The following is a 14,474-nucleotide window of genomic DNA, read 5'->3' as shown; positions in this document are numbered from 1 at the left end:
TACATGCAACACCCCTCAACCACCTCATCGGCGGTCGATCAGTATCGCGAACTTACCGTTCGCGGCATGATCTTAGGTGCATTAATCACAGTAATATTTACTGCATCTAATGTATATCTGGGGCTGAAAGTTGGCCTGACATTCGCTTCATCCATACCTGCTGCCGTAATCTCTATGGCTGTACTCAAATGCTTCCATGGTTCAAATATTCTTGAAAACAATATGGTACAAACACAGGCATCGGCGGCCGGTACTTTGTCTTCAATTATCTTTGTTCTGCCCGGTTTATTAATGATTGGTTACTGGCAGGGTTTTCCATTCTGGCAGACAACCTTGATATGCGTTGCCGGCGGTATTCTTGGTGTTATTTTCACTATTCCTTTACGCCATGTACTGGTTGTTAATAGTGATTTACCTTATCCGGAAGGTTTAGCCGCTGCTGAAATACTCAAGGCCGGTGACCACAATCAACCACGGGAAAATGATGAAGATTCACCGCAAAGCGGAGTTAAACAGATTGTTACCGGTGGTATTTTATCCGGTATTTTCAGTTTTCTGGCTGGTGGCTTACGCGTAATCAGTGAAAGTGCCAGTTACTGGTTTAAAGTAGGCGGAGCCGTATTTCAGGTGCCAATGGGCTTTTCACTGGCTTTACTGGGTGCCGGTTGGCTGGTAGGTATTACCGGCGGTATTGCTGTACTGCTAGGCATGTTTTTTTCGTGGGGAATAGCCGTACCGTATTTCACCAGCACCACTGCAATGCCTGAAAATGTTTCAATGATGGATTTTGCAATTAAACTTTGGGTAACCAAAGTCCGCTATATTGGTGCCGGAGCCATCGCTGTTGCTGCAATCTGGACATTAATTACCCTTTTCAAACCTATGCTTGAAGGCATGAAACTTTCTTTTCAGGCCTTTGGATCGGATTCACAAACCAGCAAGACACAGGAGCGGGTAAATCAGGATTTATCGCCTAAAACCATGATGCTGATTGTAGTGGCTACTCTGATCATTCTGGTTGCTACCTTTTACAGCTTTATTGCCACTGCGCCGATATCTTTCGGACTGGCCTGTGCTTTGGTTGCGTGTGCCACCATCATGGCCTTCATTATAGGTTTTCTTGTGGCTGCAGCTAGTGGCTATATGGCTGGTCTGATTGGTTCTTCTTCCAGCCCGATATCCAGTATCGGTATTGTTTCAATCATCATTATATCGCTGGTATTCATGGTGATTGGTCAGTCTAGCGGTATTTTCGCACAAGCTGGTGGTAATCAGTTTATGACAGCTTTAGCATTATTTACTGCTTCTGTGGTTATGGCCATTTCTACTATTTCTAATGATAATCTGCAGGATTTAAAAACCGGCCATCTGGTTCAGGCTACACCGTGGCGCCAGCAAGTAGCACTAATTATTGGCAGCATTGTTGGTGCGATAGTAATCTCACCAGTACTTGAACTGTTGTATAACGCTTATGGTTTTACCGGAGCTTTACCACGTGCCGGAATGGATGCTGCTCAGGCACTGTCAGCACCGCAGGCAACTCTGATGACCACTATTGCCAAAGGGATTTTTTCTCACAATCTGGAATGGGCATACATCAGAGCAGGTGTATTTTTGGGTGTATTCCTGATTGTGCTTGATGTAGTGGTTAAATATCTTCGTCCGGGCTGGAGTGTACCGCCGCTGGCAGTGGGTATGGGTATTTATCTGCCGGCTTCCGTCAATATGCCAATCTTTATCGGAACAGTATTATCCTATTTATGTTTGCGTTATATCAAAAAACGCCACACTGATCCTGTTATTCAGGAGAAAGAGGTTAAAGCCACAGATCGTCGTGGTACATTGCTGGCTGCCGGATTAATAGTAGGTGAAAGTATCGTAGGTGTAGTAATGGCTATGGTAATTGTTGGGTCTATTGCTCTGGGCGGCGGCGAATCCCCACTGGCTTTGAATTTGCAGGGTTGGGATAAAATTGGAGAACTATTAGGTTTACTTCTCTTTATCTCATTTATGGCAATTCTGGTACGGCAAATAATAAAAAAATAACAGTTAATTAATTAAAACAGCGCATAAAAAGCGCTGTTTTTTTGTATATCTTCTGAGTTATACAGACTTAAATAAAATAATTCTACAGTATATTTATATGCCATTATACTTAAGAAAAATAAAAAAATAGCTTCAATACTAGCTGTCTTGAAAATATCTAATGTTAATAGAAAACATATAAGTTATTATTGTATAAATATTTTATTAGTATTTTTTTATATATCCTCATAGAGAATAATTTTTCATGTAATGAATATTATAAAAATGAATACAGTAATAATTGAACACATTGCACAATAAACTGTTATTGCAGATTAATATATCAACTAACTCTGATTTTTAAATTCATTATATTTTTTGTAATAATATCTCTTTTTATTATAGTAAATTTTGATATTCACATTATCAATCTGGAAACTGGGAAATTTTTATTTTCTATTGTTAATGCACAGCGGATGCATTCCGCACTTGGTGCCACGTTGACAGGGGGCTAGCAGGTGAGCGAAGAAGTTACAAGTACCGTGAGTTAGTAGGTTTTATATACTAAAGAAAAAATCAGCTAGGTATTGTGAAGATTAAACTGATTTATGCCGGTAATTTACATATAACAACATTGCAGCATTTGCCTTACCGGATGCTGATCTTTGAAACTGATACCGACCAGCGTACTAGATCAGAAATGCGGGGACAACTTAACTAGCCGGTTGCCTCAAGGATTATTAAAATAAACGCTGCACACCTAGGACAAAGCTCAAAATCATAATATTTCCCTCCCGCTGCATAATTTTTACATACAAAGTTTCTGCAAACATAAATGATTTTTCCACAATTTGGACATTTACACATATCTCTTCTAAATTTATTTTTAATAAAATTGTTGCTCGGATTTTTTTATAACAAAACGGACAACGACCTAATGGTTTAGCCTTTGGTGTTTGTTTATTCATAATTGATACCTTAATAAATCCATATTCGGTATTATTAAAATGTGTTAAAAATGGAAACCAATATATTTCTAATCAATTAATGTCTTAATACTTCGTTAACCAAACAGTAAGTTATATAGCTAAAGATTAATCAATTTATTAAATAAATACAACTTAATCAAGTATAGTATAAATTTGAGTTTTTCATGTTAAGAATATTTTATTTATTTAAAATATAGTTAAATAAAATATAAAGAATGTCTAATATCTATGCTTAAAAATTCTGAATAAAAAGAACAAATTGAATTCATTAAAATAAACTGAACGATGTCAAGCGTAAACGTGATACGTTAATAAATGCAATTGAGAACGGTTCAGATGAAGTAAGTTCAATTATGAAACGAATATCAAATTATGATGAAAGAGAAAGAGCTCTATTAATTGAACAGGAAAAAATATCTGCTGAACCTGTCTTTGTCGAGCCTTCTGGTATTGAAATTGATTCAGCTGTTAAAGCTCTGCGGGATATCATAACAAATATAAAGAATGTACGAAAAATAAGGATTTTATTACAATCATTTATAGAGAGTATTGAAGTATTTGATGATGAAATAGTTATAAACTATTTACCCGAACGGATTGTGAATGCAAAAGCGGTTCGTAGTAAGAACGAATGGCACGCCTACAGGGATTCGAACCCCGGTTTCTACCGTGAAAGGATAGTGTCCTCGGCCTCTAGACGATAGGCGCATTAATATGTGTTAGTGTGTATATGATACTACAATTTGTATAAACGTATATCATTTTCACAAGTCTGGAAAGCAATTCTAACAGTTTTAATTATTACAAAAAATATCTCTTTATCAGAATTATTATATTGTCAACTTAGATCTTACACTGCTTTTTTTTAAAAGAAAAATTAAAATCGATTAATAACATATCTATAATAAATTAACTAAATGTTAAATTAAGTTAAACTAATATATAAATAAATATTTTATGATATAATATATTTGTTGTTTAAACAACATAACAATAATATTATATATTTATTTACAAAGGTGAAAATATGGCTTTTTTTTCTGTTACTGCCACTCATGGACCTAAAGTGCTTATTAACAGCAATATGGTATATAAAATAGTTGATAGTGGTAATTCTCGTGCCATTTATCTAGGAAATGATAAAGATTTTGTTGCAGTTAAGGAAAGTTTTTCTACCATTTTCGATGATTTAAAGAGTAAATAAAGGATGTATAGGTTAAATTTTATTTTCTTTGAGAAGGAATTCATAAAATGAAAACTGATTTAACATGCATTCTTTTAACATTACTGTTATCTTTTTCATTTAGCAATGTTTTTGCATATAAACCTTCTCAATTTGATAAAATTCGCCTGAAACAAAATTGTAAAAATGAGCAGGAGTCGCCATTTAAAGACTTCGCTGGTACGCCCAGTTGTGACAAGCTGAAAAAAATCGAAATCGATGAAAATCAGCCAACTTACCGGGTAATTCATGAACAATAAATGAATCTTATCTGAAAAGGTAAGTATAAACGTAGCCTGATTAGGCCAATCTGGTTACAAAGTTGACAGATTTAAACTCTGCAAGCTGCATCAGAACGACGGTTCTGATGCAGCTTAAATTTTATTAATAATAGTATTTTTATGTCGATTGACAGGGTAAGTAACCAAATAAATGAATAATACATATCTTAAATGTACTATTTTAATTTTATTTCAGTCCATTGTTCAGTTATTTGCTTATTTGTTATAATTTAATTTGAAATTTTAATTAAATTTAATATTAATGTTATAGTTTATTTTAATGCGTTAATATTATATAATATATAGAAATTATTTTAATTTAGATATACTAAATTTTAAACTTTTAATAAATATAAGTTATGAATGTATTAATATTAACAAATCATTTGGTTGAACTTTGTGGTTCAGAAATTCAAGTTTTGGAGATATATAAGTATTTCAAAGAAAGAGATCATAATATTTCGGTATATGCAAATATTTTGGGTGATCCTATTATTAAATATTTTGATAAAAATGATTTAATAACAAATTTAGAACAAATAAATTTAGAAAATATTAATTTTATTTGGTCTCAACATTGTATGGTTGCTAGACTATTTCAAAATCATATACATAAAAATATCGATCTTAAATTAATTTCAGTGCATTTATCCCCATATGAAATGATGGAGTTATGCTCATTACCATATATGAAATTATTAGATTGTATATATGTAGCAAATAGCAAAGAAACAAAAGATAAATTAGTTTCGTTGGGTATTGAAACCAAAAATATTTTTATTAGCAGTAATTGTGCCCCGAGTAAATATTTGGATAACTCTATTAAAGAAACTAAGCTGAACAATATTTTGGTAGTATCAAATCATTTACCACAAGAAATAATCGAGGCTACAAATATATTAGCTAAAGATTTTAATGTAAATATCATAGGTGGAAAAAAAGCTGTATTAGTCACCCCTGAGCTAATAAAACAATATGATATGATAATAACTATCGGTAAAACAGTACAATATGGATTATTATCTAATATTCCTGTATATTGTTATGACCATTTTGGCGGACCAGGTTTTTTAAATTTTGAAAATTATGAAGTAGCAAAATATTATAATTTTTCAGGAAGAGGTTTTGAGAAAAAAACTGCACAAGAAATTGTTTTAGAAATCAGAGAAAATTTTCAATTTTCCGTTGATTTCTTTAATAAATTTTCAAAAAAAAATGACTTTATACTTGAAAAATTTATGGACAACCTCTTTCAGCAAAATAAAAAATGTATTCTTACAAAGGAAAAACAGCAATTATTACTTCCTTTTGTGGCTTTTGAAAAAAAAATCGCTGAATTATATTCATTAATGAAAAAAGAACAGCATTATAGTGGTCAACTTTTGTTAGAAATGGTCAAATTAAAAACTGAGCTTAATAGTAAAGAAGAGAAACTAACCAATTTTTCTAAAGAATTATATTTGGCTAATGAAAAAATTAACTATAAAGAAAGTAAAATAATAAAGTTACAGAAAGAAAAACAAAAATTAAAAAGAAAATTAAAAAAAATTCTAATTATATTTTTATTAGCATTTACAATGTTATCAATATTCATTTATAAATTAATATAATTTAACTAGATAAAGAAATATGCAATTAAATAGCCAAATTTAATAATTAATAATTAATTATTAATAATAATTAGAGAAATTAATAATAATTAGAGAAAGAAGATTAGCATGTAGAATAAAATTCTAATATTTAAAATTATTGTGCCCATAAAATATATTTTTTATTATAATTTTATGTTCGATTTATTATTAGTGGATACTTAATTGTAAAATTTAACTATTTGAATTTTTTAAGTTATTTAAATTCTTATTTTATTGTAAAATTATTTATAAGCTAAGAAATTGCATACCTATATGATTTATATATGTAAATTTTATATGAAGTATTTTTATGTTAAAATATTTACACATTTAAGCTAATAAGATATTATCTTAACTTTATTGAATATAATTAGCAATATAGTTGGTGTATAAACATGCTTAAGAGAATACAATCATCTAAGTTTGTAAAAATTAAACTGCTGGGGTTAACTATTTATAAAAGAGATACAGATTCCGAAAGACAATATATTTTGAAAAGTTTGTTAACCATCAAGAAAAATCAAACACATAAAACTATTCGATTATTGGGAATAAAAATTTACTCTAAAAAAATAATTACAAATAAAAAAAAGTCTGATAATTTAAATCAAACTGATAATTTGTGGTTTGTTCCTACAATCCCGTCAGATGATGACTGGAACAGATTATCACCTTGCAAATATACACATTCAACTCGTTGTGTAGTGGTTTTACCTGTTTATAAAGGGTTAAATGAAACTTTATGCTCAGTTTTTCATGCATTAAAAAGCCGAATTTCTGATTCTTACAGTCTTTTAGTTATAAACGATTGTGGACCTGACGAAGAGCTTAATATTAAGTTACAGCAACTTTCTGAGAAAGGTCTTTTTGATTATTATTGTAATAAAACAAATTTGGGTTTTGTTAAAACAGTTAATTATGCAATTACACATCTATCACATAATCTTGATGTAATTTTACTGAACTCAGACGCTTTTGTTTTTCCCGGATGGTTTGAGAAAATGATTCGTTATGCTGATCAGGATGAATCTATTGCTACAATCACACCAATGTCAAACAATGCTACAATATGCAGTTATCCATTTACTAATTATGATAATAATAAAGAGTTGGAAATAACACCTGCCCAACTTAATAATCTTGCTTCTGAAATAAATAAAAATTTATATGTAGAAACGCCAACAGGTGTTGGTTTTTGTTTTTATATGAGAAGAACAGTTATAGACAAGATAGGACTTTTAGATGATGTACATTTTAAAGTTGGATATGGAGAAGAAAATGATTTTTGTATGAGAGCAATACATGCCGGCTTTAAGAACATTATTATTGGTGATGTTTTTGTTTTTCATGTTGGGTCTGTTTCTTTTTCTGCTACTAAAGAAGAAAATATGAAGCGCGGAGCAAATGCATTAAAATTAAAACATCCGAATTACAACTATTTAGTTCAAAATTTTATTAATGTTGATCCACCTTTTTTATTAAGAGCTAATCTTGATTTGGCAAGATTAAAATTTTTGATTAAAAATCAAAAATGTATTGTGTTTATATCACATAACTGGGGAGGGGGAATTAATACATATCTTGAGCAGATAATCAATAAATATACTAATGAATCTATTTTTTGTATTGTTTTAACTGTACATGATAGAGAGTTATATTCTATTAGCTTGGAAAAATTTGAACAATTAGATTTTAATAACTTAAAAAATCTTTCTTTAAGAGGAAATTTAGACTTTTTAAATCTTTTTTTTAAAACCATTGATCCGGATTTGGTACATATTAATAGCTTTGCAGGTCTTGATTGGTATTACCACCAAAAATTATTAACATATTTTTCATCATCTAACTTAAAGTATAAATTTGTTATTCATGATTATGCCTGTATGTCTAATGATTATACACTTCTAAGTCCTGAATACATTTATGAAAAAGAACCCTCTTTAGAAAAAAGAAATATTTGGAATAATTTTAAAACACCAATATCAAATTTAAATATGACAGATGTATTTGAAAGGCAGGCAGTTTATGCTGATTTTTTTCATAATTGCTCAATAATTGAAGCACCTTCCAAACGTGCTAGAGATATTATATTAAGTGATTTTCCTGATTTAAATATAAATGTTATTCCTCATGATTCACTAGTTAAAAATATATTGCCTGCCAGGAGAAGTAAAGAAATTGGTAAAATTAAAATTGCAACAATCGGAGCCATCGGTTTAGCAAAAGGATCGCAATTACTATCAGCACTGGCTCTAGATTCACAAACAAGAGATTTAAATTTAACCTACTTTGTAGTTGGATATGTAAATGCAGCTCTTAAACAAGATATGAAGAAAAATGGCATTAGTATTTCTGGTAAATTTCAGAATGAAAATGAATGTATTAATATACTTAGAGAAATTTCTCCGGATATAGTTTTACTGCCAAGTATTTGTGAAGAAACCTTTTGCTATACCTTATCTATAGTTTTAGCTTTAAAAATACCAACTATTGTTTTTGATATTGGTGCTCAGTCAGAAAGGACTCAGGAATTTGATTGGGTTATACGTTTAAACCCATCATTAATGAGTAATCCTAGGGCTATTTCAGATATAATTAGTAGACTAAATATTGATGATTTATGGGAAAAGGCTAACAGTTGAAATCATTAAATATTTATATTTGTGTAAATTTTATATTAAATAAAATAATTAATAAAATTTTGGGCTTAGAATAAAATAATAATATTATTATATAGAGTTTAGTTATGCCTATAAGGTAGTCTTTTATAGGCATAATAAATAATAATTGTTTATTTATTATTGTATTTATACACTTATATACTGAAGATAACTATTAAATATCTTACTAAGTAGTTATTTGTTTAGTATTTAATGAGTTTAAATTATTGAATGAATTGATCGTTTAATTATTTTATTAAATAATAATATTTATATAATAAGTACATTTTATTAATCCTGAAAATATTCTTATTAATTATTACCTAATAATTAATTTTAAAGATTTAAACAATAAAAAAATTTAATTTTATAAGGGTTTATATTTCAATTCAATTTGAAATATGGAATATGTATTTTGTTTGTTTTGCAAATTTTTAATTTTAAGTTCTAAACTATATAACATAGTAATACCATCAAAAATAGACAGTCCTAATCCGCTGCCAGTACTTTTTTGCCCAGCCGGCCGGAAAAGTGTTCGCGCAGACGTTTCAGGTTTTCTAAAACAATATTATTAAAGGGATTAGTAATGCTGATAGAGTTTGTGTTCAGGGTTAAATTAATACTACTGTGTTCAGGACTATAGCGAATGGCATTATCAGGCAGTTTACGGATAAGAATAGTCAGCAGGGTATAATTACGTAATACTGCCGCCGCATCAGTATTAAATTACTGCAAGATACGACACTGGCGTTCACGTACCAGCAAGTTCACACTTAGAATTTACGAATAAAGCCCCAAAAAACGCCTTAAACGAGTGATACCTGATTCATTAGCGGTTCCCAGAACATCTATGAATGTTAGTCAATGGATTTTATGCATGACCAGTTGACTGACGGACGGAGCTGCCGATTATTTAATGTGATTGATGATTTTAATCCAGAAGGCTTAACTATAGAGAGAAACTTATCTTTGTCCGCAGTTCTGGTTATACAGTCGTTAAATCGGATCATCGAATGGCGGGGGCAACCTAAATCGTTACGCTGTGATAATGAGTTCTAGTTTTTTAGTGAAAAACTCTCTGCATGGTTAAAAAATAAGGTTTATGTTGTGTTGTATTTAACCAGGCAATGTAATGTGAGTGAAGTCTCGCCATGAGAGACGGTTTCTCATGGTTTTTTGGTAGTTTCCCGGTGTGATCCCGAGATTTCGTCGGAAAATAGAAATAAACCCGCTAATATTGTCATAACCTAAATATAAAGATATTTCTGTGACAGGTTTTCCGGCAGCAAGCAATTCCAATGCTTTTAACATGCGCAGTTTCTGACGCCATTCTGTGAAGTTAAACCCAGTTTCATTTGTAAACCGACGTGTTAATGAGCGTCGGGAAATGCCAGCCCAAATGCTCCAGTCGTTAATCTTTCTATCATCACCAGGATTATCACACAAAGCTAAAGCGATTTTTAACAGACGCATATCTTTTGGCATTGGAAGTGCTAGCTCAACTTGAGGCATTGTTCTAATCTCGTCAAGGATTACGGCAATTAATCGCTTCTGTTCAGGTTCCAGTTCAGAATTATGCCATGACATGGTTCGTGTAATTGCTTCACGCAGTAAGTCAGATAATTCTAAAACGCATGGTTTGACAGGTAGTTTAGTACATGCGTTTTTTTGTATATAGATGCTCCATCCTTCGAATGGTCCATGTGATCCAAGAAGACTATGCTGTACATTCGGAGGTATCCAGACCCCATGAGTTGTGGGCACTACCCATTGACAATTTTCTGCTTCAATTGAAATTAAACCTTGTAATGTGCCGAGTAATTGTCCTCTCGCATGACCATGACGTTGTGTCACTCTTTGTGAAGAGTGGCTGACTGTCGATATGATCATTGGTTTGCTATCAGAAGAAGCGATCTGTGGAGAAATGAGCGGAGTATTCATTTATATGGCCCCGATGGGATATTTTGTGGCTTAAATTGGTTAGTAAAACTCTATTCTACTGTCTATCCTGAAGCCTCTTAATTGTATTGAAGATAACAAATTAGCAATAAATAGATAAGTTGTAGATGAGCAAAATAATAGTTTTTTATACAAATTTATTGGGTATTTTCAATTTTATTAATCATCTAGAGAGAGGTTGACATGGCACAATCAGTTGAGCTGACGGCCGCAGAAAGAAAGTTAGTGTTTGCTATGACGCTATCTAGTATATTGCCATTACTGGATGGCAGCATTGTTAATGTTATTTTATCCTCAATTTCGAATGACATTAATGCCTCTTATGCTTATATACAGTGGGCTGTTACTGTATATATGCTAGCCTGTGCTGCGGGTATATTACTATCTCCTTATATACATGAAAGATTTGGACTCAAGAAAGCATGGATATACTCAATTTTTGTTTTTCTTGTAGGTTCTATATTGGTTGGATTTTCATATAATCTGGTTTCTTTAATTCTGTTTAGATGTCTGCAAGGTTTTGGTGCAGGAATATTAATTCCAATTACTCAATCCACAATAGCGACTTATTTTGGTAAGGAAAGACTAAAGCCGGTTATGGCATTGATTGCTATTCCGTCAGTCTTTGCTCCTGCACTAGGACCAGTTTTTGGAGCAATCATATCAGAACAGTTAAATTGGAGAATAGCTTTTTTTATCAACATACCTTTAGTACTTGTGGCTTTTTTCTTTGGCAGGACGACAATACCCGCTAATAAAACGTCTAAATACAATATGAATATTTATGTATTTATGACATTTTTAATTTCTTTAATTCTATTTTTTATCTCTATTAAAAATATCGCATCTGGGCATTTTTTTGATATTTCTAATATTATTATGCTGGTTTTCGGTATTGGTTTGATGATGATTTCGCTTATTACTAATAACAAGTCAGACAGTAAACTGATTGATTTAAGTGCATTTAATAGTCCTCAATATTCAATGTCAATAATGATGGGGTTTCTGACGTCGCTTATCTTTTTTGGTTTTATGATTTTTTTTCCTTTAATACAAGCAATAAATGATAATGTATCTATTACATATATTGGTATGCTGCTTGCCCTGCAAGGTGTAGGTGCCTGGTTGGCTAGAAAATTTATTTATAAATCTCTAAGTGAGATAAATTCATTTCTAATTATTGGTGTAGGATTAATAATATCAGCAATAAGTATATTAATAATTCAAGTTGGTGGGAACGCCTCTGAAATCATCGGTTTTACTGTTCGAGGCTCCGGATTAGGCATCGCCACGATTGCTGTTCTGTCTTCTCCATTCGAGTTTTGTGATAAAAATCAAATTAAGGACACGAGTGCTGTCACGCGTGTTGTACAGCAGATTGGCGGCGCATTTGGGGGAGTATTATCAGGAATACTTATCTACCTGACGCAAGCTCAATTAATTTCAGTAAACAATGCTTACCATGTAATGTTTTTTGTATCTCTTGTATTTGGTGTTATTGCTGTTATTGCCTATATTTTCTTTGGTCGAGTGAATAAAATCGCTTAACATAAGATTTGGTTCATTTATATGAATTTTGGGCGCCGATTAACAAGTCTGTTGCTGAGAGAATAGTGCAAACATTAGCTAAAAGCCCCACCGTCTTACAAACAAATCCTTAGTTAATATTATTGTATTATGATGCTTTTTGTTGCAGTTTAACCTGGAAATTAATAGTTTCATTTTTATACTTTCTAATCTTTACTATATCTAATTCCATTTGCAGCCAGTGCAGCTGGGCAATACCATCAACAATAGACAGTCCCAAGCCACTGCCACTGCTTTCTTGCCCTGCCGGCCGGAAAAAGCGTTCACGCAGACGTTTCAGGTTTTCTGAGGCAATATCATTACAGGGATTAGTTATGCTGATAGAGTTTGTGTTTAGGGTTAAATTAATAATACTGTGTTCAGGACTATAGCGAATGGCATTATCAAGCAGATTACGGATAAGAATAGTCAGCAGGGTATGGTCACCGCAAATAGGTAATACTGCCGCCGCATCAGTATTAAATTGCCGCAGGATACGACACTGGCGTTCACGTGCCAGCAAGCTGACACTCTCTATAGCGTCATTGGTAATATCTGTCCAGTTAATTGCTTCGGTATGGGGTAACTCGGTAAGTGGATCAAGGCGGGAAAGAGTAAGAAGCTGATCGACCAGACGGGTAGTGCGGTCGATGCTGTGTTCAATGCTGCGTACACGCTGTTGCTGAGCATCGTTCAGACTGGTCAGTGCCAGCACTTCTGTTTGTACTTTAAGTGCGGCTAACGGGCTGCGCAATTCATGTGCTGCATCTGCTGTGAAACGCAGTTCACGTGCGCGAGATTGTTCTATACGCTGAAATAAATCATTTAATGCAGTGATAATAGGCAGAATTTCGGTAGGTGCAATATTAGAAAGAGGTGTAATACTGTGCGGTTCTCTATGGTACAGAGTTTGTGCCAGTGTCTGAAGTGGCTGTGTACCACGGCGTACGCTCCATGCAATCAGCCATAGTAAAAGCGGCAGAGCAAGTATAGATACTGCCAGTTGAGACCATACTGCACGCAATACAGTTTGCAAACGTTCGTGCATACTGAATGATACGGCTACTTTGAGTTGCTGCTGAGGACTGTTCAGATAAAAAATACGCCATGCATGGCTTTGCCACCAGTATCCCTGATTGATAAATCCCTGATAATCTGGTTGATAGGGAATAGACTGGCCTGTTTCATCGGCATTAATCAGTTTACCTTTATACCAGATGGCGTATCCGGATTCTTTAGCATCAATAAGCCCGCGCTGTGGTTTTGGAATAGATGGTAAAGCGGGATATTGGCTGGAATTGAGATTGATCGGTGTATGTAATAATCGCTGTGCCAGCTGACTCATCTGTGTATCACCGGCTTCATTGATTTCATGCATTACCGCCACTGCGCTAATGATGGCTGTCAGAATCCACAGAAGTGGCAGGGTGATACCAAGATAGATAATTAAGCGCCGGCTGATAGCGGTGGTTGGCTTCAAGGTGCCTCTCCGAGCTGATAGCCCAGTCCGCGCCGGGTACGAATAATGGTTGTGCTGATTTTTTTACGTAAATGATGCACGTGTACTTCTATGGCATTGCTCTCGACTTCCTGTTCCCAGCTATACAGTTTATCTTCGATTTGAGCACGGCTGAAAACATGTTGCGGATGAGTGACGAGTAGTTGTAATAACAGCCATTCACGCTGGGTAAGATTAAGTGGTTTGCCATACAGGCAGGCATGACAGGAGTTAAGTTTCAGACTCAGCTGCCCGAAGTTAATTTCGGTCTGACTGATGCCCTGACTGCGACGAATAAGCGCATGCAAACGTGCAATCACTTCATCAAGCGCAAAAGGTTTACATAAATAATCATCAGCACCGGCATTCAGACCGGCAAGTCTGTCGGGCAGGGCATCGCGGGCAGTGAGAATCAAAACCGGTGTACTGAGATTCTTGCTGCGCCAATGGCTTAAAACGTCCATACCATCTCTTTCCGCCAGACTTAAATCAAGTATTACAGCATCGTATGGTGCTACACTTAATGCCTGTTCTCCAAGGCGGCCGGATGCAAAAATATCGCATGCCATACCTTGCTGGCTCAGACCGGCAGTGAGGCCGTCAGCAATGTCTCTGTCATCTTCAAGAATAAGTATACGCATAT

The 14,474-nt window shown here is 33.5% G+C and carries 10 protein-coding genes, 1 tRNA gene and 1 pseudogene; 7 read left to right on the top strand and 5 right to left on the bottom strand.

Features of this window, described 5'->3' with window-relative positions:
* The first annotated feature begins 3 nt into the window (after positions 1-3).
* Positions 4-2,046, top strand: a complete 2,043-nt coding sequence (locus GYY70_RS05570) for an OPT family oligopeptide transporter (protein WP_174831560.1) — start codon at positions 4-6, stop codon at positions 2,044-2,046.
* A 719-nt stretch (positions 2,047-2,765) separates the two neighbouring features.
* On the opposite strand, the gene GYY70_RS05565 is transcribed toward GYY70_RS05570, so the two are convergent.
* Positions 2,766-2,993, bottom strand: a complete 228-nt coding sequence (locus tag GYY70_RS05565) for a hypothetical protein (protein WP_174831559.1) — start codon at positions 2,991-2,993, stop codon at positions 2,766-2,768.
* Between the two features lie 653 nt (positions 2,994-3,646).
* A tRNA-Glu gene (locus GYY70_RS05560) sits at positions 3,647-3,722 on the bottom strand.
* A 319-nt stretch (positions 3,723-4,041) separates the two neighbouring features.
* Between GYY70_RS05560 and GYY70_RS05555 the strand changes: the two genes are divergently transcribed.
* The 5 genes and pseudogenes from GYY70_RS05555 to GYY70_RS12090 form a co-directional block, all read left to right on the top strand.
* A complete protein-coding gene (locus tag GYY70_RS05555) occupies positions 4,042-4,218 on the top strand; it encodes a hypothetical protein (protein ID WP_174831558.1) in 177 nt (58 codons plus the stop codon).
* A 47-nt stretch (positions 4,219-4,265) separates the two neighbouring features.
* Complete coding sequence (locus tag GYY70_RS05550; protein ID WP_084584844.1) at positions 4,266-4,496, top strand: hypothetical protein; 231 nt, start codon at positions 4,266-4,268, stop codon at positions 4,494-4,496.
* Between the two features lie 380 nt (positions 4,497-4,876).
* Positions 4,877-6,127 carry a hypothetical protein gene (locus tag GYY70_RS05545; RefSeq protein ID WP_174831557.1) on the top strand — a complete coding sequence of 417 codons (1,251 nt, stop codon included), beginning with the start codon at positions 4,877-4,879 and terminating at the stop codon, positions 6,125-6,127.
* Positions 6,128-6,543: 416 nt separating this feature from the next.
* Positions 6,544-8,790 (top strand): glycosyltransferase, encoded by a 2,247-nt coding sequence (locus GYY70_RS05540; protein ID WP_174831556.1) that lies wholly within the window; start codon positions 6,544-6,546, stop codon positions 8,788-8,790.
* Positions 8,791-9,585: 795 nt separating this feature from the next.
* Positions 9,586-9,858: pseudogene (locus GYY70_RS12090) on the top strand (IS3 family transposase); the annotation flags it as partial.
* 66 nt (positions 9,859-9,924) lie between these two features.
* Here GYY70_RS12090 and GYY70_RS05535 read toward each other — a convergent pair.
* Entirely contained in the window at positions 9,925-10,749 is an 825-nt protein-coding gene (locus tag GYY70_RS05535) for a helix-turn-helix domain-containing protein (RefSeq protein WP_174831555.1), read from the bottom strand.
* Between the two features lie 201 nt (positions 10,750-10,950).
* Here GYY70_RS05535 and GYY70_RS05530 point away from each other — a divergent pair, with 201 nt between their 5' ends.
* Positions 10,951-12,315 (top strand): MFS transporter, encoded by a 1,365-nt coding sequence (locus tag GYY70_RS05530; protein ID WP_174831554.1) that lies wholly within the window; start codon positions 10,951-10,953, stop codon positions 12,313-12,315.
* Positions 12,316-12,442: 127 nt separating this feature from the next.
* Here GYY70_RS05530 and GYY70_RS05525 read toward each other — a convergent pair whose 3' ends face one another.
* Positions 12,443-13,813, bottom strand: a complete 1,371-nt coding sequence (locus GYY70_RS05525) for a histidine kinase dimerization/phospho-acceptor domain-containing protein (protein WP_174831553.1) — start codon at positions 13,811-13,813, stop codon at positions 12,443-12,445.
* Positions 13,810-14,472 carry a response regulator gene (locus tag GYY70_RS05520; protein ID WP_037475621.1) on the bottom strand — a complete coding sequence of 221 codons (663 nt, stop codon included), beginning with the start codon at positions 14,470-14,472 and terminating at the stop codon, positions 13,810-13,812. Before GYY70_RS05520 ends, GYY70_RS05525 begins: the two co-directional genes overlap by 4 nt.
* Between the last annotated feature and the right edge of the window lie 2 nt (positions 14,473-14,474).

The sequence above is a fragment of the Snodgrassella sp. ESL0324 genome (assembly GCF_013344955.1).
Lineage (GTDB): Bacteria > Pseudomonadota > Gammaproteobacteria > Burkholderiales > Neisseriaceae > Snodgrassella > Snodgrassella alvi.
This window is presented reverse-complemented; position numbering and strand designations above follow the sequence as displayed.

What these genes read in the sequence shown, in the direction of transcription:
- GYY70_RS05530 (WP_174831554.1), top strand. Translation starts at nt 10,951, where the DNA reads ATGGCACAATCAGTTGAGCTGACGGCCGCAGAAAGAAAGTTAGTGTTT.
- GYY70_RS05545 (WP_174831557.1), top strand. Translation starts at nt 4,877, where the DNA reads ATGAATGTATTAATATTAACAAATCATTTGGTTGAACTTTGTGGTTCA.
- GYY70_RS05570 (WP_174831560.1), top strand. Translation starts at nt 4, where the DNA reads ATGCAACACCCCTCAACCACCTCATCGGCGGTCGATCAGTATCGCGAA.
- GYY70_RS05540 (WP_174831556.1), top strand. Translation starts at nt 6,544, where the DNA reads ATGCTTAAGAGAATACAATCATCTAAGTTTGTAAAAATTAAACTGCTG.
- GYY70_RS05520 (WP_037475621.1), bottom strand. Translation starts at nt 14,472, where the DNA reads ATGCGTATACTTATTCTTGAAGATGACAGAGACATTGCTGACGGCCTC.
- GYY70_RS05535 (WP_174831555.1), bottom strand. Translation starts at nt 10,749, where the DNA reads ATGAATACTCCGCTCATTTCTCCACAGATCGCTTCTTCTGATAGCAAA.
- GYY70_RS05565 (WP_174831559.1), bottom strand. Translation starts at nt 2,993, where the DNA reads ATGAATAAACAAACACCAAAGGCTAAACCATTAGGTCGTTGTCCGTTT.
- GYY70_RS05555 (WP_174831558.1), top strand. Translation starts at nt 4,042, where the DNA reads ATGGCTTTTTTTTCTGTTACTGCCACTCATGGACCTAAAGTGCTTATT.
- GYY70_RS05550 (WP_084584844.1), top strand. Translation starts at nt 4,266, where the DNA reads ATGAAAACTGATTTAACATGCATTCTTTTAACATTACTGTTATCTTTT.